We start from the raw sequence: 19,083 nt of genomic DNA, 5'->3' as shown, positions 1-19,083 counted from the left end.
AGAAGAGTATGATATGATATTGGAAAATTTTCAGAGGCGCGATCAATGATCAAATTAGCAACACTTTACCCAGCCCATATTAGCGAACTTCAGCAACGGTCGAAGTCTGTTTTAAAACGTGAGAATCTACAAGGTTTAGTGATTCATTCTGGTCAAGAAATTAAAGTATTTCTCGATGATTATGGTTACCCCTTTAAAGTGAATCCTCATTTTAAAGCTTGGTTACCATTAGTGAATATTCCCAATTGCTGGTTGATTATTAATGGTGAAGATAAACCAACACTTATCTATTACCAACCTGTTGATTTTTGGCATAAAATCACACCTTTAGCTAATGACTATTGGAATGATTTTTTTGATGTTAAAGTGCTGACCAAAGCGACTGATGTTGAGAAATTGCTACCCTATGATAAAACCGATTTTGCCTACATAGGCGAACATATCGAAGTAGCAAAAGCGCTAGGATTTAAAAATATAAACCCTGAGCCTTTACTTAATTACATACATTATCATCGCGCTTATAAAACGCAATATGAACAAGAGTGTTTACGTAAGTCGAACGCGATTGCTGTTACTGGTCATAAAGCGGCAAAAAGCGCTTTCTTGCAAGGCTCGTCAGAGTTTGATATTCAGCAAGCCTATTTAAAAGCAACCAATCATACCGGTGACGAAACACCTTATGGCAATATTGTTGCACTGAACACGAATACCTCAATTTTACATTACACCGCTTTAGACCGTGGTGTACCGCAAGCACATCGTTCATTTTTAATTGATGCAGGCGCAAGCTTTAATGGTTATGCCTCTGATATAACACGTACTTATTCATTTAAACGAGATAAGTTTGCTGAATTGATTGCCCGCATGAACAAATTGATGCTCAATGCTGTTGATGGCTTAAAACCCGGGAAAAGCTATGTCGATTTACATATTGAAACCTATCGTGATATTGGTAATGTCTTACATGAATTCGGCTTTATTAATGTTGATGTTGATACAGCAGTTGAAACGGGTATTATTTCAACCTTCTTTCCGCATGGTTTAGGTCATCATTTAGGCTTACAAACTCATGATGTTGGCGGCTTTATGGCCGATGAACGCGGTACTCATGCTAATACACCAGAACAACATCCTTTTTTACGTACTTCACGTATTATTGAAAGTAATCAAGTATTTACCATTGAACCAGGCTTATATTTTATTGAATCATTATTGGCCGATCTTAAAGCTTCAAAAAATGGCAAAATGATAAATTGGGAAAAAATAGAGGCTATGCGTCCATTTGGTGGCATTCGTATTGAAGATAATATTATTGTTCATCAATTGCATAACGAAAATATGACCCGTGAATTAGAGTTGAAATAACCCTTAAGACTATATTTACGACTTTATATTTTATGAACAAACCTTACAAAGTAGCGGCTAACAGTATTGTTGATGAAACAATCGTTAGCCGTAGTCGTTTTATTTGTTTTATTTCCCCATGTACAAGCCACGAAGAGGCTAAAGAACTATTAATTAAGTGTCGAAAATTACATCCTCAAGCAAGCCATCATTGCTATGCATTTCTCACAGGAAAACCAGATGATAGCCAAGGTTATGGCTCTTCTGATGATGGTGAACCTTCGGGTACAGCAGGACGACCGATGTTAGCTGTTTTACAAGGAGGTGATGTTGGTGAGTTATGTGCAATAGTTGTTCGTTATTTTGGCGGTACTAAGCTCGGTACGGGTGGGTTACAACGGGCTTATGGTGGCAGTGTTCGTCAAGCATTATTGTTAGTAGAAACAAGTACAAAAGTTCCTATGGTAGAAAAGCAATTAACGTGCGATTACGGACAGATAAACGATGTCTTGTATTTTGTTGAACAAGCTAAGGGTGAAATTATTCAACAAGACTTTGCCGCTCAAGTAGAATTGATTATAGCGTTACCTGAAGAACAACTAACAAAAGTTAAGCAACAATTACAAACGCTTTCTGCCGGGTTATTAACCCTTAGGTCTACTGACCCTAATATAAGATAATATCAGATAAAAAAGGACACCCTCATGCCACATTGTATTATCGAATATTCACAAGAACTGGCTCAAGAACTAGATATTAAAGAAATTATGTCTGCCGTTTTTGCAGGAGCAGTTAAGTCTTTATTATTTTCTCCGACTGATATTAAAGTAAGAGCAACACCCTTTACATATTTTACTGTGGGAAATGAAAGTCAAACTAGCAATAATCAACAAAGGTTTATTCATGTTTGTTGCAAAATCCTGTCAGGTCGCAATTTAGAACAAAGGCAAGAGCTATCTAAACTCGTGTTAAGTCATCTAAATTCCTTTGCTATTAAATCAATTTCAATTAGCGTCGAAATAGTCGATATGGAACGTGAATCTTATAATAAACGTGTCAGCTGAATAAATTAAAGACGAAATAGGTGATTTAAAGTCGCAGTGTTTATCTTTATGCTTTATCATCAAAAAACATGTGGTCGATGACTTTACTGAATAATAAAAATTAACTCGTGCAAATAAAAAATATCATTCGAATTCTTGGCTTACTGGTTGCTCTGTTGAGTGTAACCATGTTACCGCCTGCTTTAATTGCACTATTATACCGTGATGGTGGTGGTGTCTCCTTTCTGACTGCATTTCTGTTTTGCTTATTTGCAGGTTTACTTGCTTGGTATCCGTTTAAAAATGAAAAAAGTGACTTGCGCGCACGTGAAGGCTTTTTAATTGTCGTTTTATTCTGGGTAGTACTGGCGAGTTTCTCTGCGGTGCCCCTTTTGCTCTTAGACAAGCCTAATTTATCTGTTGCAGATGCTTTTTTTGAATCATTTTCTGGCTTAACAACAACTGGGGCGACCATCTTAAAAGAGATTGATGGTTTACCGCATGCAGTACTTTGGTATCGCCAGCAATTACAGTGGCTTGGCGGTATGGGTATTATAGTTTTAGCGGTTGCCGTTTTACCTATGCTAGGTATTGGTGGTATGCAGCTTTACCGTGCTGAAACACCGGGACCGGTTAAAGATTCAAAAATGACGCCGCGCATTGCCGATACAGCAAAACATTTATGGTATATATATTTATTTTTAACTATTGCCTGTGCGATTAGTTATTGGGGAGCAGGCATGTCTATCTTTGATGCCATTTGTCATGCTTTCTCAACAATTGCTATCGGGGGTTACTCTACACATACCGACAGTATCGGCTATTTTAATAGCCCCGCGATAAATTTTGTTTGTGTGTTTTTCTTGCTGATCGCTGGGGTAAATTTTGCGCTGCATTTTGCTGTATTGCACAGTCGCTCCTTAAAAAATTACTTCTTCGATCCAGAATTTAAAGTCTTTATTGCTATCCAATTTGTCTTAACACTCATTTGTTTAATTGTGCTGTTAGCAACAGGCACTTACGAAGATGGTTTTGAAGCATTCGACCAAGCCTTATTCCAGTCAGTCTCTATTAGTACCACCGCCGGCTTTGCAACAACCAGCTTTGCCGATTGGCCGACATTACTGCCAATACTCTTAATCTTTGCCAGTTTTATTGGTGGCTGTGCGGGGAGTACAGGTGGCGGAATGAAAGTTGTACGAGTGGTACTTTTATATCTACAAGGCTTACGAGAATTAAACCGTTTAGTACATCCTAAAGCCGTTTTTACGATAAAATTAGGTCGTAAAGCTTTACCTGATCGTGTTGTTGAAGCGATATGGGGCTTTTTCTCAGCTTATGCTGCGGTATTTATTATTTGTATGTTGTTACTGCTTGCCACAGGTATGGACGACATTACGGCTTTTACAGCAGTGGCTGCTTGTCTGAATAACTTAGGTCCAGGCTTAGGTGCTGTAGCCGCAAATTTTGCTGAGATCACCGATTTCAGTAAATGGGTATTAATTGTTGCTATGCTCTTTGGGCGATTAGAAATATTTACTTTATTAGTACTCTTTACTCCAGGTTTCTGGCGCTCTTAGATGTAGAGTATAGTGTAATAATAGAAACGAAAAACCCCAGATAAATCTGGGGTTTTTTATGTCTCGAGATTCACTTTTTATCTTAATAAAATGTTAGCGCGTCAACATGGAAAAGTTTCTCTACATCATAAATATAACGTTTATTGACTAAGAAAAGAATAACATGATCTTCTGACATTATCTTAGTGTCAGAGTGAGCAATTAACACTTCATCCTGTCTAACAATGGCGCCAATGGTGGTCCCCGGCGGCAACTTTATTGCTTGAATGGTTTTACCGACTACTTTTGAAGATTTTTCATCACCTTTAGCAATAATTTCAATCGCTTCTGCAGCACCACCACGTAAGCTATATACGTTATCAATACTACCACGGCGTACATGTGTCAATAATGCCGAGATAGTAGCGTGTTGCGGTGATACGGCAATATCGATATCGCTGCCATGTACTAAATCTATATAAGCACTTCGCTGAATTAGCACCATCGCTTTACGTACACCTAAGCGTTTTGCTAACAAAGATGACATGATATTTGCTTCATCGTCGTTGGTGACCGCAATAAACACATCGAATTGATCAATATGTTCTTCGAGTAACAGTTCTTGGTCGGAAGAGTCACCAATAAAAACTAAGGTATCATTGAGCTCAGAGGCTAAGTATTCCGCACGCTTTGGTGAACGTTCAATAAGTTTAACTTGATGATTTTTTTCTAAGATTTTAGCTAAGCCGGCGCCTATATTACCACCGCCAGCGATCATAATTCTTTTATATGAGGCTTCAAGTTTTTGCAGTTCATTCATTACCGCACGAATATGGATAGTGGCAGCAATAAAAAACACTTCATCATCTGCTTCAATAACGGTAGTACCCAGCGGACGGATAGGTTTTCCGTTACGATAAATAGCCGCTACTCGTGTGTCAACATTAGGAATATGCTCGCGCAAAGTTGACAGGGCATGACCAACCAATAACCCCCCGTAATAAGCTTTTACGGCAACTAAACTGACTTTTCCTTGGGCAAACTCTAAGACTTGTAGTGCGCCAGGGTAATCAATTAAACGCGCAATATCACGAGTAACTAATTGTTCTGGAGCAATAACATGGTCTACGGGTATGTTTTTTGATTGAAAGAGTTCTTTTTGGTAGCGTAATATTTGTGATGAACGAATTCGGGCTATTTTATTTGCGGTGTTAAATAAAGTATAACAAATTTGGCAGGCGAGCATATTCGTTGCATCATCACTACTTACCGCGATAACCAACTCGGCATCCTCTGCACCCGCTTGCTTTAATACATCAGGGTGACAGCCATTACCAATAACAACTTGCAAGTCCATTTTATCTTGTAATTCATGCAAGGTTTCTGCGTTGGTATCAATGAGCGTAATATCGTTACGCTCACCAACAAGATTTTCAGCTAATGTTCCGCCCACTTGCCCTGCGCCAATTATTATTATTTTCATAAGTTAACTTTCATTTTTAGTCTTTAAGCGGCAAGGTTGAAAGATCATCAGAGCCTATATTGTTTTTTCTAATTTAGCGTAATAAAAACCGTCCATTGATTGCTCATTTGGCAAGATTTGCCAGCCTATGTCGGTTTTTTCATTTGTTATTGGTACTAATTTAGCATTGTTATTCTCAGATAAGAACTCTTCTATCTGTTGAATATTTTCTTCGGGTAAAATACTACAGGTTGCATAAAGCAAAATACCGCCAGGTTTAAGTAAAGACCAAATGTTTTTTAATATTTGTTGCTGCAATATTGCCAGTTTTTCAATGTCTTCTGCTTTTCTCAACCATTTTATATCGGGGTGGCGACGAATTACACCGGTAGCCGAGCAGGGGGCGTCGAGTAAAATACGGTCGAAAAGTTGTCCATCCCACCATTCTTGTGAAGCAGCATCAGCAGTAATTACCTCGGCTGATAAGTTAAGGCGCGATAAGTTTTCTTCTACTCTTAATAAACGACTTTCTTCAATATCAATGGCCGTCATTTTTGCTAAGTCAGGGGTTAATTCTAGAATGTGGCAAGTTTTACCACCTGGGGCAGCACAACAATCAAGCACAAAGTCACCCGCTTGAGTATCGAGTAATATCGCGGCTTGTTGAGCCGCACCATCTTGAACTGAGATCCAACCATCAATAAAGCCAGGAAGCTTATTAACATCTACAGCAGCAACGAGTTTAATCGCTGATGATTTATCGTCAACGAGTGCTACAGGGATTTCTGCTTGCTCGAGTAAAGCTAAATATTCAGTCACATTATGGTGGCGTTGATTGACTCTTAACCACATCGGCGGTCGCTCTAAATTAGCATTAAGAATTTCTTGCCATTGATCAGGGTAAGCGTTTTGTACCTTTTTGATAAACCAGCTTGGGTGTGAATATTTTATTGGATCAGGTAACTTCGCTGCGATTTCTGCTGCATCGTCTTTGGCTAGGTTACGTTGAACATTACGTAAGACACCATTAATTAAACCTCTTAAAAAGTCGCACTTTAAAGGTTTTGTTGCTGCTACTGTTTCACTTACCGCCGCGTGGTCAGGAATGCGCGTATGCTTTACTTGATATATGCCCACTAGAATAAGAAAGTGGCCAACCCGTTGTTTACCTTTTAATGGCTTATCCATTAACTGGCGTAAGTCATATTCAAGTGCCGGTAAATACCGTAAAACGCCGTAACAAAGTTCTTGTAAAAGTCCTTTATCTTTACCTTCTACTTTTGCTTGAGCTTTGGGTAACTCATCGCTAAGGCTTCTGCCTTTATCAACAACAGCAAAACAACACCTTGCCGCTAGGGCTCTAATATTAGTCGCCATTATTGTTCACTCATGTTGTTTGCAGTTAAATTATTGATATGGCTGTTTTCAGCAAACCATAGTGCTTTTCCGTTTAAAATATCACGCACTGGCATTGGCTTTTTACCGGGTAATTGCAATGATTCTAAGCACAGTGAACCTGAAGTTGTAGCAACAGTAACGCCGTTTTTATTTGCCGAAATTATTGTTCCAGGCAGGCAACCATGAGCCTCATCAGTATAGCTGGCTTGCCAAACCCGAATACGATGTTCGATATTTTTTTCATCAGTAAAGGTAAATTGTGCAACTGGCCATGGTATATAAGCACGAACTTTACGATGAAGTTCTACAGCGGGTAATTGCCAATCTAATTCTGCTTCATCTTTATCAAGTTTGGCCGCATAGTTAGCTAAATTATTATCTTGGGGCTCGGCGCTATGCTTGTTCTCAGCCATTAAATCAAGCGTGCTTAGTAAAGCAATAGGGCCGATATCGGCTAATTTTTCATAGAGTGTGGCGCTAGTATCTTGTTGAGTAATTTCACAGGTTGCTTTAGCTATCATGTCTCCGGTATCTAAACCTTTGTCCATCTGCATAATCGTCACACCTGTTTCTTTATCACCGGCCTCTAATGAACGTTGAATAGGTGCGGCGCCACGCCATTTTGGCAATATCGAGCCATGTACATTTACACAGCCTAAACGCGGCGCTTCTAAAATAACCATTGGCAATAATAAGCCGTAAGCGACAACAACCATAATATCAGCATTATAACTGGCTAGCTTTTCTTGATCGCCAGCGTCTTTAAAATTAACTGGTTGCTCAACAACAATACCATGCGATAAAGCGAGTTCTTTGGTAGCACAAGCGGTTAGCTTTTTACCACGTCCAGCACGTTTATCGGGTGGACAGTAAACCGCGACCACTTCATGATGAGAGTTAATTAGCGCCGCCAGATGTTGTGCAGCAAAGTCTGGCGTGCCAGCAAAAATAATTTTAAGAGCTTTTGACAAAGTTTTATTCCGAATTATATTAATAAAAACAATAATTAATTGTTGGCTAAACGAGCTTCTTTTTCTAGTTTTGCTTTTATCCGCTGGCGTTTTAATGGTGATAGATAATCAACAAATAACTTACCATCTAAATGATCTAATTCATGCTGTATACAAACTGCGAGTAACTCAGTTGCATTTAAGGTAAAGGCTTGTCCTTCACGATCGAGCGCTTTCACGGTAACTTCTGTGTAGCGGTCAACTTTTGCGTAACAACCGGGCACAGATAAACAACCTTCTTCATTGATTTCGGTCGTATCACTATGGCTAATTATTTCTGGGTTAATCAAGACATAAGACTGGTCTTCGTCTTCTGAAACATTAATGACGACAATACGTTGATGGATATTGACCTGGGTGGCAGCTAAACCAACACCGTTCTCTTCTCGCATGGTCTCAAACATGTCATCAATTATTTGTTGTACATCACTGTTAATATCTTCTACAGGTAACGCTTTAGTGCGCAAGCGTTCGTCAGGAAATCTAAGTACGTTTAAAATAGTCATAAATATTCAAATAATTCGCGAAATATCGCATTGAGTGTTATGTTTCAATTTTAGCTATTAAATATAATTAATAATAGTGGTTTAGGCTAAAAGCTTAATATATCTGTTTAATAGGCGAACTATCATGCTAATACGTAGTTTTTTGTTAATACTCTGCTTATCTTTTTCAGTATTGGTTACTGCTGATGAGTTAACATTAAATAAAAATGCCCCAAAATCTTACTTTGTTAAAAAGGGGGATACTTTGTGGGATATTTCAGCAATATTTCTCAAGCAGCCTTGGCTCTGGCCAAAGTTGTGGCGATTGAATCCTGATATTGATAATCCTCATTTAATTTATCCTGGTGACGAGCTTCGTTTAGTTTTTGACGAAAAAGGGCAACCAATGTTAGTGCGAGGAAAGCCTGAACTTAAATGGTCGCCCCGAGCACGAGTTAAATTAAAAGATCAATCTGCTATTTCAAGTTTATCCTTGGACGTGATTGCGCCTTATATTAATTACAGTAGCATTTTATCTGAAGATGACATTGCAAAGCTCCCTTATATACTAGGGAGTGATGAAGGTTATAACTCTAGTATTGACGGCTTTAATCTCTATGTAAACGGCGAATTAGAGTTAGGCAAAGGTTATGGTATATATCAGAAAGAAAAGCCTATTTATGACCCTGAAACACAAGAACTTTTAGGCTACAACATTAGTGTTGTAGGTACCGGAAAAGTCTTACGCACCGGTGATATTGACAATAAAGTGCCTGCTACCTTGTATGTCGATGGCGTTAAAGAAGAAATTCGTTCCGGTGATTTCATTCTGCCCGTCAATGAAAACCAACAATACCCGTCATTTTTTAGTCTAAAGCCAGCGACTAAGTCGTTACGTGGACTAATTATCAACAGTATGAGTGGGTTAAGTGAATTTGGAAAACTCGACGTCGTAATGATTAATCGTGGCGCCGAACATGCCGTTGAGCAAGGAGATATTGTTTCGGTAAAACGAATCAGCCCAGGTGTTGTTGAAACAAGTAACGGCCCAACGTATAGCAAAGATGCTTCACGGTGGAATCGTATGGCAAATGTTGAGAGCTCTGATTATAAAATGCCAGAAGAGGTTGTTGGCGAAATGATGATTTTTAAAGTGTATCAGCAAGTGAGTTTAGCGCTCGTTATGCGTTCAAGTAAACCGCTTCGATTACAAGATATTATTACTTCACCCGTGGAAAACTAACCAACAGGCAATTCATCTTAATTTACAAGTAAAACCGCTGTACTTAGGGAGAAGACAGTGACAATAAAGTATAATTTAGCTGTTATCCCTCAACAGGGTGATGAGTATAAAAAGAAAAGCGCGAGTCACTTTTGGCTGGCGCTTAAGCTTATACCACGCCTAGCTATCGATAAAAAATTAAGACTTGTTGAACTCTTTGGGGTAGAGCAGCTTTTTCATTCCTCACAAGAACTGTCATCATTAAACCTTACTCAAAAACAGATAGCGGCGATTAGATCTCCTGATTGGCAAAGAATTTCTGAAATTATTGCCGCCACTGAACGATGTATTAGTGCCATTATTCCTTTTGTTGACTCTCGTTACCCTTCACAGTTAAAGCAAATTTATGATCCGCCATTGGTTTTATTTGCCCAAGGAAATATTAGCCTATTAAACCAAATGCAAATTGCCATGGTCGGTAGCCGAGATGCCAGTATTAATGGTCGAGAGAATGCGTTTAAATTTGCACAACAGTTAGCAAATGCTGGATTAGTGGTCACGAGTGGTTTAGCGCTAGGTATAGATGGCGCCGCTCACCAGGGAACGTTATCGGCAGGAGGTAAAACCATCGCGGTTGTCGCGACCGGTTTAGATCAGGTCTATCCAGCAAGACATAGATTATTAGCAAAAAACATTCTAGACAATGACGGTGCTATTATCAGTGAATTTCCTCCAAACACCCCACCTAAGCCAGGTTATTTCCCCAAACGAAATAGATTGATTAGTGGTTTAAGTGTGGGGGTGCTGGTGGTTGAAGCCACTATTAAAAGTGGCTCTTTGGTAACCGCTCGTTGCGCCATAGAACAAAATCGTGACGTGTTTGCTATCCCAAGTACCATTAATAACCCACAAGCTAAAGGGTGTCACTGGCTGATTAAACAAGGTGCTAAACTTGTCGATAATATTGCCGATATAGTTGATGAATTAGATCTACTGCCACAAAGAGGTCTACACTTAACGATAAACAAAGAGAAAGAACAACGCTTAGAAAAAAGTCAAAAACAACACTTGTTTAACGATTCATTGTTAGCTAGTGTGGGTTATGAAATCACCCCCGTAGATATGGTGGTTTCACGAAGCAAATTACCGATAGATGTCGTACTAACTCGGTTAACAATGTTAGAGCTTAAAGGTCTGGTTGCTACGGTTCCAGGGGGTTACCTAAGAGTAAAATAGGGGCTAATTATGTTTGATATACTGATGTATCTTTTTGAAAACTATATACATAGTGAAGCCGAAATCATGGTGGATCATGAGTCATTAACGGATGAACTTACCCGAGCAGGTTTTCATCAAGACGAAATATATAAAGCGCTAAGTTGGTTAGAAAAGCTAGCAGCACTTCAAGACACCGATGCTTATCCGTATTTAACGCGAGTAGGGCGTCGCTCAGTACGTGTCTATGTTGATGATGAAATGCAATTACTTGATGTTGAGTGTCGAGGTTTTCTTTTATTTTTAGAGCAAGTGAATGTCCTAGATTTTACCACACGAGAAATGGTTATTGACCGCGTGATGGAGTTAGATACTAAGTTCTTCTCGATTGATGATTTAAAGTGGGTGGTACTTATGGTGTTATTTAACGTGCCAGGTAAAGAAAATGCTTACTCGCAAATGGAAGATCTTATTTTTGATGAGCAAGAAGGTCCATTACATTAAGTGTCAATCGTATAACTCGCTTAAGTTTGGCTAATCGTGGCATAATAACGTTAACAATATTCTAGTGATTGCATTATGCCTAATTCTGATAAACCCTTATTTTCACAGAACGAACATGCTTTAGAAAAAGCGTATGAAGTGTGCCCAGAATGTGGCAGTGAAATTGTTATAAAGAATAGTAAGTCGGGAAAGTTTTTTGGTTGTGCTTCCTATCCTGCCTGCGATTTCACTCGTCCAGTTGTTGAACACGAACGTGTCGAAGATAAAATTTTAGCTGGAACTGAATGCCCAGAGTGCCAACATGAACTTGCGGTTAAACAAGGGCGATATGGAATGTTTATCGGTTGTTCCAATTATCCCCAATGCCATCATATTGAAGATACTAGTGGTCAAGAAGACGTTGGCGTAGCTTGCCCACAGTGCCAGAAAAAGGGTAAGCAAGCCGAATTAATTGAGCGTACCAATCGCTATGGAAAAACATTTTATTCTTGTGAACAATATCCTAAATGCAAGTATGTCCTTAATTATCCACCCGTTGCTGAAAATTGCCCTGAATGCCATTGGCCGATATTAGTGAAGCGTAAAATGGCGAGTGGTAACGTCATAATCTGTCCAGAAAAGAAATGCACCTATAAGCGTAAAGAGATATAATACGCGCAATTATTTAACTAAACTTCTGGAGAGACAAAATGTCATCAACTTTTGTTGCAATTTTAATGGGTTCAGATTCTGACCTACCTGTTATGCAAGCAACCATCAGCGTTTTAAAAACATTTGGTATTGAACATGAAGTACGTGTTCGTTCAGCACATAGAACCCCTGATGCTGCTAAAGCTTACGTAAAAGATGCCGAAGAACGTGGCTGTAAAGTCTTTATATGTGCTGCAGGTTTAGCGGCTCATTTAGCTGGTGCTGTTGCAGGAATGACCACACGTCCAGTTATTGGTGTTCCAATTGATAACGGACCATTACAAGGTCATGATGCCTTACTTTCAACGGTTATGATGCCTGGTGGAATACCGGTTGCAACAGTTGCTATTGGTAAAGCTGGTGCAAAAAATGCGGGTTATTTAGCCGCACAAATATTAGGTGTTGCTGATCCGTCTATTGCAGAAAAAGTAAAAGCAGAACGCGCTGCTAATGTTATTGCTTTACTTGCAAAAGATGAAGCGATGCAAGAAAAATTAACATAAATTTTATGTGTTATTTGAGAAACCAGCTACTTGCTGGTTTTTTTATGTCCAAAATTTACCCTGATATTTTTGTTTAGCTAAAATATAAATATTCCGCTAGATATTTACTGCGATCGAATGTGAATACCCCAATTCCCCCATTAGACCAAAGGATAATTTTTATACGCAATAATAGGCGTAAACTATCCTCAGTAAGTGCAGAAGTTAAGTAGCACTAAATAGCTACCAGCACCGTAATATAATGAGGAAAGTCGATGAACAATATTTATGACCAAGGCTTAGACAAAGTTGCAGCCAATAGCCAGCCTTTAACACCGATTAACTTTTTAAATCGAACCGCCGACGTACATCCTGAACGCGTTGCCATCATTCATGGTAAACAAAAAATTACTTATCGTGAATATCGTAATAATGTTAGACGCTTAGCCTCTGCATTAATGCAACGCGGTGTTAAGCCCGGTAATACAGTAGCCATCATGGCGGCTAATATTCCTGCCTTTCTAGACGCCCATTATGGTGTGCCGTTAACGGGTGCAGTATTACATTCTATAAACATTCGTTTAGACGCTGAAAGTATTGCTTTTCTTTTCGACCATGGCGAATGTGATGTACTCTTAACCGATACGGCATTTTCTTGTGTGGTAAAAAAAGCACTAACCTTATGTTCACGTCAACCGTTGATTATTGATATCGACGATGTAATGAGTGAAGGCGGTGAACGTTTAGGTTGTGTTGAGTATCAAGACTTACTTGCCGAAGGTAATGAAAATTTCACCGGAAATTTAATTCATGATGAGTGGCAAGCGCTGGCGTTAAATTACACATCAGGGACAACGGGTAACCCAAAAGGTGTGGTCTATTCACATCGCGGCGCTTATTTAAATTCGCTGGGTAACAACATGATCTGGCCATTAGGCAATAACTCAGTGTACCTATGGACACTGCCAATGTTCCATTGTAATGGTTGGTGTTTTCCATGGACTGTTGTTGCTGTGGGTGGAACACAAGTTTGCTTAAGGCAGGTAGAAGTTGGCGCAATCATTGAAAGTTTAATTGAACATAAGGTCAGCCATTTTTGTGGCGCGCCAATCGTCTTAAATATGATTTTAAATGCAGACCAAAAGTTACTGGCAAAAGTACCACGTGGCATAAATATCATGACCGCGGGGGCTCCGCCCCCACCATCCGTTATTAAAGGGATGGAAGCAATGGGGTTTGATATTACCCAAGGCTATGGTTTAACTGAAGTTTATGGGCCTTGTGTGGTAAGTGAGTGGAAAGATGAATGGAATGATAAAAGCGATGATGAACGAGCAGCGTTAAAAGCACGTCAAGGTGTACGCTATCCTACACAAGAAGAAGTCGATGTATTAGACCCTGAAACTATGCAGCCCGTCCCTTGTAATGCTGAAACGGTTGGTGAAATTATGTTTCGTGGTAATAGTATGATGAAAGGTTATCTAAAAAATGAGAAAGCGACCAATGAAGCATTTAAACATGGCTGGTTCCATTCTGGTGATTTAGCCGTTAAGCATCCTGATGGTTATATTGAAATAAGAGATCGTTCTAAAGATATTATTATTTCAGGTGGAGAAAATATATCTTCAGTAGAAGTCGAAAGTATTTTATATCAACACCCTGATATATTAGAGGCAGCCGTTGTCGCTAAAAGCGATGAGAAATGGGGGGAAACTCCATGTGCCTTTGTTTCATTAAAGCGAGGCCGAAGCGCTACAGAGCAAGATATCATCAGTTTTTGTCGAGAACATATGGCTACATTTAAAGCCCCTAAGAAAATTGTGTTTAGTGATTTACCAAAAACGTCGACAGGTAAAGTGCAGAAGTTTATTTTACGTGAAAAAGTAAAAAGCCTCTCATAACTATCAAGTGTTTAATTTTGGCGATAAAATTATTTTTATCTGAAATTAAACACTTATTTTATCTGTTAGATAAACGCCGTATAATCATAAAATAATCCTTTAATTTTCCATTATTATTTATGATGACTTCTGCCGAAGAGGCTTACAGCCAAGGTGGTATTATTGCTTATCCAACCGAAGCTGTTTTTGGCCTAGGTTGCGATCCAGATAATTTACTCGCAATTGAAAAATTACTTAGCATTAAAAACCGCTCTCCAGAAAAGGGCCTCATTTTACTAGCGGCTAACTACTCTCAATTACTCCCTTATATTGATGACAGTAAAATACCGCAAGATAAACGCTTGAGTATACTTTCTCGCTGGCCTAACGGTATTACTCAATTATTGCCAAAAAATAGCAATACCCATCGGCTACTTACTGGAAAATTTTCCACCATAGCCGTTCGATTGACTAGCCAACCTGATGTAGTAGCGCTATGCAACAAGGTAAATAAACCGATTGTTTCTACCAGTGCTAACCTATCGGGGGAGGAGCCGGCAAGAACTTGGCAAGACGTTGAAGAAACTTTGTCAGCTGAAATCGATTTCATCATAAAAGGTAGTACTTTAGGGTATACTCAACCTTCAAGAATAATTGATGCACTGACCGGAGAGACAATTCGAGCATGAGCCAAGTAAGCATAGAAACAGTCATTGAATTTTTAAAATCACTGCAAGACAATATTTGTTCAGCATTAGAAGCCGCCGACGGTAGTGGGCAGTTCGTTGAAGATAACTGGATACGCGCTGAAGGCGGTGGTGGCCGTACTCGAGTATTAACCGACGGGACTGTTATTGAACAAGGTGGTGTAAACTTTTCAGAAGTCTCTGGTGATAAGTTACCCCCATCAGCGAGTGCTCATCGACCTGAACTAGCCGGTAGAACCTGGCGAGCTTGTGGTGTTTCATTAGTTATTCACCCTAAAAATCCTTATATTCCAACGTCACACGCTAATGTACGATTTTTTATCGCTGAGAAAGAAGGTGAGGAACCTGTGTGGTGGTTTGGTGGTGGTTTTGATTTAACCCCTTTTTATCCTATAAAAGAAGATGTTGTTCATTGGCACCAAACGGCAAAATCACTTTGTCAGCCTTTTGGTGAAAATGTTTATAATGAGCATAAAAAATGGTGCGATGAATATTTTTATTTAAAACACCGAGATGAAACGCGTGGTGTTGGTGGTTTATTTTTTGATGATTTGAATCAATGGGATTTTGATACTTGCTTAAATTATATTAAAGCTGTTGGGCAAGGCTTTGTTGACGCTTATGTTCCGATTATCGAAAAAAGAAAGCACATTGAATTCTCTGAGCAACAACGTCAATTTCAATTATATCGCCGTGGCCGTTATGTTGAGTTTAACTTAGTCTTTGACCGAGGAACCTTATTTGGTTTGCAGTCCGGTGGGCGTACAGAATCGATATTAATGTCGATGCCGCCACTTGCTCGTTGGGAATATAATTATCAGCCCGATCCAACAAGTCAAGAAGCTGAACTGGCTCAGTACTTAGTACCGCAAGACTGGTTAGCTCAATAATTATTATCATTTATAATACTTCAGCTAGATTTTTTGAACGCCGATTGAACGAGAAGCCTAAAGCTTCTCGTGTTTCTGTCAATGACATTAGCTGTTTTATATTTGCGTCACCAAGCTTACTTGCCACTGTTATTTACCTCTACTCCCCTCTATTTGTAAAATATTTAAATAAAAGTTAAAACAACGCAACTTTATTGCGCTAGGTCATGTTTTTATTTTTAAGTCTCTATAGAATCCGTTTCATTAAATACCCACAAAATAAACAGGGACTTTGCACATGAAAAAACGTTTACTTACTTTAGCTGTTTTAGCTTCTCTTTCTGTAACTGCCTTTGCTGAAGATTATAAAGCCGGAGATTTTGTTTTCCGTGGTGGTGCGACTATGGTTAACCCAGATAGCGGTAAGTCAGGGGTTTTTGTTGAAGCATTAGGAGGTAACACGCCATTATCTCTTTCTGTTGATGACAATACTCAACTTGGCTTAAATTTTATTTATTTCTATGATAACAATTGGGCAATAGAAGTTTTAGCTGCAACACCATTCGCCCATGATGTCATTATTCACGATCAACAACGTATCTCTGCCGGACTGTTTGGTGCGAACGTCGATGGTGCGACATTAGCGGAAGTCACACAGTTACCACCCACAATTAGTGCACTTTATTACTTTAACAGTGCATCGAACATTAAACCTTATGTGGGTGTTGGCATAAATTACACCATATTTTTTGATGAAAGTTTTAAAAGTACACCTGAATCCTTAGGTTTTAATGATTTAGAGCTTGATGGCTCATTCGGCTTATCGTTTCAAGTGGGCGCTGATTACTTAATAAATGATAAGTGGCACGTAAATGCTTCCGCTCGTTATATTGATATTAATGCCGATGCCTCGTTCAAAATTGGTGATATTAAAGGGTCTGCGTCAGTAGAAATTGACCCTATGGTTTATTCAATCATGTTGGGTTATAAGTTTTAGTATTATTAATAACACAAACTCTTAACAACCCCCTTTTAAGGCAGTCATCTTTTATATAAAGGTAACTGCTTTTTTTATATTCATCATGCCTTTATTACGATAACCTTAAGTATAATTTATTACCCAGTGCTTTCTATGGATCAATATCGCGTCTTTGGTAACCCTATCAAACAATCACGTTCGCCCATCATTCACCAATCTTTTGCGCAGCAAACTCAGCAGCAACTTAACTACCAAAGTGTATATGTAGCACTAGAGCTATTTGAACAAACAATCATTACTTTTATGCATAGTGGCGCTAAAGGTGCCAACATTACCGCTCCTTTTAAAGAACAAGCGATGGCATTATGCGATAAATTAACCGAGCGGGCTCAACTTGCCGGCGCGGTAAATACCTTAACGTTTACGGGTGGTAAAATATTTGGCGATAACACCGATGGGGAAGGGCTTGTACAAGACCTCCTTAATCATAAAATATTATTAAAAAATAGTCGTATTTTATTACTTGGTGCCGGTGGTGCTGCTAAAGGCGTGATTTTACCTTTATTAGCACAAGGACCACAGAAAATTGTTATCGCCAATAGAACAGTTAGTAAAGCCGAAGAGCTGATTAAAAAGTTTAACAACAATAAATTAACGGCTACAGGGTTCGATGCTCTGGGAGCAGAAAAGTTTGACCTTATTATCAATGCAACATCGGCAAGCTTAACAGGGAAAATTCCACCGTTATCAAAAGAGCTTATTGCTAATACCGACTGTTACGATATGGTTTATGGTAAAGAACTTAGTCCATTTTTAGCTTGGGCGAAAGCCAATGGCGCAAGTAATGTTATTGATGGTTTAGGTATGTTGGTAGAACAAGCCGCCGAAAGTTTTAGAACTTGGCGAAATGTTTCACCTGAAACCGCATCGGTGCTAAATAGGCTAAGAAAAGAGGATTAAGATGAACCAACAAATAATCTTCAACGATGATATAACTTATGATAACAACCAACAGGGCTGGATCTTTAGTGGATTACTCTCTGGTGAGCGTATTAATATTCTTATTAAGTGTACAAAGCATAATGTAATGAGTGATGCATTGAAATTTGATTTAGAAGAAATCGTTGAAGAGTGGCTCGACGATAATGAGCCACTCCTTGAAAGTCGAATAGAGCTGTACTATAAGTAACGGGCTAATAAATTATTATTGAGCAAGGTACTCATTCTTAAGCTCAACATAATTAATCGCAGACTGACTAAGAAATGCTTGCTCACTTTCTTTTAGTAATCTCACTTGTTTTACCGGGTTACCTACATATAGGTAACCACTCTCTAACGTTTTATGAGGAGGCACCAAAGAACCTGCACCAATAAAAACGTCACTTTCAATAATCGCGCCATCCATAATGATTGCCCCCATACCAACAAGTATACGATCTCCTAACGTGCAACCATGTAGCATGCACTTGTGACCAACGGTAACATCTTCACCTATAATGAGAGGATTGCCTGTTGGATTACCTGCGCTTTTACGGGTTACATGCAATACCGTACCATCTTGGATATTGGTTCTATTGCCAATGCTAATAGTATTAACGTCACCCCTAGCGGCGACCAAAGGCCAAATACTGACATCGTCACCCATAGATATATCTCCAACGAGTACAGCAGACTCATCAATATAGACCTTTTGGCCCAATTTTGGTGTGATTTTATTGTAGCTACGTAATATAGTTTTATTCATAATGAGAATTAGGTTGTGAACTTGTGCATTAATATTAGCAAATATCGACTAAAGGTTGAAAAAATATCAGTTATAAACTGTATTAATATAAATGTTTAGTTTAACGAAAGAGTATCAGCTAATAGAAGTGTGGTTAATAAATGTGGTATTCGGTCGAATAAACCTCAATAAAAACGTGGCCTGTACGTTAATTAAGCGAACAAACGTTTATTTCAAACTTATTGCAAAAAAGGGTTGACGCCCAGCGAGAAATCTCTAGAATGCGCTCCAGTTCCAAGGGGTTCAGTCAAAACGAACCACGAAAGAGCTGTTTTGATAAGTTATCTACATCACTTTAGGGTAAAGTAGTTAACTTAACGTTTATCGATAAGGTTTGAATCTTCGAAAAGAAACTTCAAATTAAATTAAATAAAACGTTGACATCAAAACTGAGAAGCGTATCATGCGCATCTCGCTTCAGGCAAGGCCTGCAGCAACGGAGCAACGCTCC

The 19,083-nt window shown here is 39.0% G+C and carries 20 protein-coding genes; 15 read left to right on the top strand and 5 right to left on the bottom strand.

The window, feature by feature from the left end:
* Positions 1 to 45 precede the first annotated feature (45 nt).
* The 4 genes from pepQ (at position 46) to H4J76_RS06660 (ending at position 3,967) form a co-directional block, all read left to right on the top strand.
* On the top strand, positions 46 to 1,365 hold the full coding sequence (gene pepQ, locus H4J76_RS06675) for a Xaa-Pro dipeptidase (protein WP_070375279.1): 1,320 nt from the start codon (positions 46 to 48) through the stop codon (positions 1,363 to 1,365).
* A gap of 32 nt (positions 1,366 to 1,397) precedes the next feature.
* The gene (locus tag H4J76_RS06670; protein ID WP_182230299.1) at positions 1,398 to 2,024 is read left to right on the top strand and encodes a YigZ family protein; all 627 of its coding nucleotides are present in this window, start codon (positions 1,398 to 1,400) and stop codon (positions 2,022 to 2,024) included.
* Positions 2,025 to 2,048: 24 nt separating this feature from the next.
* Positions 2,049 to 2,408 (top strand): 5-carboxymethyl-2-hydroxymuconate Delta-isomerase, encoded by a 360-nt coding sequence (locus H4J76_RS06665; protein ID WP_182222570.1) that lies wholly within the window; start codon positions 2,049 to 2,051, stop codon positions 2,406 to 2,408.
* Positions 2,409 to 2,515: 107 nt separating this feature from the next.
* On the top strand, positions 2,516 to 3,967 hold the full coding sequence (locus tag H4J76_RS06660) for a TrkH family potassium uptake protein (protein WP_070375276.1): 1,452 nt from the start codon (positions 2,516 to 2,518) through the stop codon (positions 3,965 to 3,967).
* A gap of 82 nt (positions 3,968 to 4,049) precedes the next feature.
* Here H4J76_RS06660 and trkA read toward each other — a convergent pair whose 3' ends face one another.
* The 4 genes from trkA to def are packed head-to-tail and all read right to left on the bottom strand — an operon-like array spanning position 4,050 to position 8,322.
* Positions 4,050 to 5,429, bottom strand: coding sequence for a Trk system potassium transporter TrkA (trkA, locus tag H4J76_RS06655; RefSeq protein WP_070375275.1), 1,380 nt, complete (start codon positions 5,427 to 5,429; stop codon positions 4,050 to 4,052).
* 54 nt (positions 5,430 to 5,483) lie between these two features.
* Positions 5,484 to 6,785 (bottom strand): 16S rRNA (cytosine(967)-C(5))-methyltransferase RsmB, encoded by a 1,302-nt coding sequence (gene rsmB, locus H4J76_RS06650; RefSeq protein ID WP_182222571.1) that lies wholly within the window; start codon positions 6,783 to 6,785, stop codon positions 5,484 to 5,486.
* A complete protein-coding gene (gene fmt / locus H4J76_RS06645; protein ID WP_182230298.1) occupies positions 6,785 to 7,777 on the bottom strand; it encodes a methionyl-tRNA formyltransferase in 993 nt (330 codons plus the stop codon). The genes rsmB and fmt overlap by 1 nt, the downstream gene beginning before the upstream one ends.
* 35 nt (positions 7,778 to 7,812) lie before the next feature.
* Positions 7,813 to 8,322: a peptide deformylase gene (gene def, locus H4J76_RS06640; protein WP_070375272.1), complete on the bottom strand. Its 510-nt coding sequence runs from the start codon at positions 8,320 to 8,322 to the stop codon at positions 7,813 to 7,815.
* 124 nt (positions 8,323 to 8,446) lie between these two features.
* Between def and H4J76_RS06635 the strand changes: the two genes are divergently transcribed.
* The 11 genes from H4J76_RS06635 (at position 8,447) to H4J76_RS06585 (ending at position 18,038) form a co-directional block, all read left to right on the top strand.
* A complete protein-coding gene (locus H4J76_RS06635; protein ID WP_182217480.1) occupies positions 8,447 to 9,544 on the top strand; it encodes a LysM peptidoglycan-binding domain-containing protein in 1,098 nt (365 codons plus the stop codon).
* A gap of 57 nt (positions 9,545 to 9,601) precedes the next feature.
* Positions 9,602 to 10,759 (top strand): DNA-processing protein DprA, encoded by a 1,158-nt coding sequence (dprA, locus tag H4J76_RS06630; RefSeq protein WP_310733608.1) that lies wholly within the window; start codon positions 9,602 to 9,604, stop codon positions 10,757 to 10,759.
* Between the two features lie 9 nt (positions 10,760 to 10,768).
* Entirely contained in the window at positions 10,769 to 11,242 is a 474-nt protein-coding gene (locus H4J76_RS06625) for a DUF494 family protein (RefSeq protein WP_070375270.1), read from the top strand.
* Positions 11,243 to 11,317: 75 nt separating this feature from the next.
* Positions 11,318 to 11,893: a topoisomerase DNA-binding C4 zinc finger domain-containing protein gene (locus H4J76_RS06620; protein WP_182230297.1), complete on the top strand. Its 576-nt coding sequence runs from the start codon at positions 11,318 to 11,320 to the stop codon at positions 11,891 to 11,893.
* A gap of 38 nt (positions 11,894 to 11,931) precedes the next feature.
* Positions 11,932 to 12,435 carry a 5-(carboxyamino)imidazole ribonucleotide mutase gene (gene purE / locus H4J76_RS06615; protein WP_070375268.1) on the top strand — a complete coding sequence of 168 codons (504 nt, stop codon included), beginning with the start codon at positions 11,932 to 11,934 and terminating at the stop codon, positions 12,433 to 12,435.
* 254 nt (positions 12,436 to 12,689) lie between these two features.
* On the top strand, positions 12,690 to 14,315 hold the full coding sequence (locus H4J76_RS06610) for an acyl-CoA synthetase (RefSeq protein ID WP_182230296.1): 1,626 nt from the start codon (positions 12,690 to 12,692) through the stop codon (positions 14,313 to 14,315).
* 119 nt (positions 14,316 to 14,434) lie between these two features.
* Positions 14,435 to 14,983 carry a Sua5/YciO/YrdC/YwlC family protein gene (locus tag H4J76_RS06605; protein ID WP_182175891.1) on the top strand — a complete coding sequence of 183 codons (549 nt, stop codon included), beginning with the start codon at positions 14,435 to 14,437 and terminating at the stop codon, positions 14,981 to 14,983.
* Entirely contained in the window at positions 14,980 to 15,891 is a 912-nt protein-coding gene (gene hemF, locus H4J76_RS06600; protein ID WP_182175890.1) for an oxygen-dependent coproporphyrinogen oxidase, read from the top strand. The genes H4J76_RS06605 and hemF overlap by 4 nt, the downstream gene beginning before the upstream one ends.
* Positions 15,892 to 16,168: 277 nt before the next feature.
* Entirely contained in the window at positions 16,169 to 16,867 is a 699-nt protein-coding gene (locus tag H4J76_RS06595) for an OmpW family protein (protein ID WP_182230295.1), read from the top strand.
* A 135-nt stretch (positions 16,868 to 17,002) separates the two neighbouring features.
* Complete coding sequence (gene aroE / locus H4J76_RS06590; RefSeq protein WP_182230294.1) at positions 17,003 to 17,809, top strand: shikimate dehydrogenase; 807 nt, start codon at positions 17,003 to 17,005, stop codon at positions 17,807 to 17,809.
* Between the two features lies 1 nt (position 17,810).
* Positions 17,811 to 18,038 carry a hypothetical protein gene (locus H4J76_RS06585; RefSeq protein WP_182230293.1) on the top strand — a complete coding sequence of 76 codons (228 nt, stop codon included), beginning with the start codon at positions 17,811 to 17,813 and terminating at the stop codon, positions 18,036 to 18,038.
* A gap of 15 nt (positions 18,039 to 18,053) precedes the next feature.
* On the opposite strand, the gene H4J76_RS06580 is transcribed toward H4J76_RS06585, so the two are convergent.
* The gene (locus H4J76_RS06580; protein WP_182217472.1) at positions 18,054 to 18,593 is read right to left on the bottom strand and encodes a gamma carbonic anhydrase family protein; all 540 of its coding nucleotides are present in this window, start codon (positions 18,591 to 18,593) and stop codon (positions 18,054 to 18,056) included.
* Positions 18,594 to 19,083 lie beyond the last annotated feature (490 nt).

This window comes from Colwellia sp. BRX9-1, from assembly GCF_014077195.1.
GTDB lineage: Bacteria > Pseudomonadota > Gammaproteobacteria > Enterobacterales > Alteromonadaceae > Colwellia_A.
The sequence above is the reverse complement of the archived record's forward strand: the minus strand, read 5'-3'. Positions and strand labels throughout refer to the sequence as shown.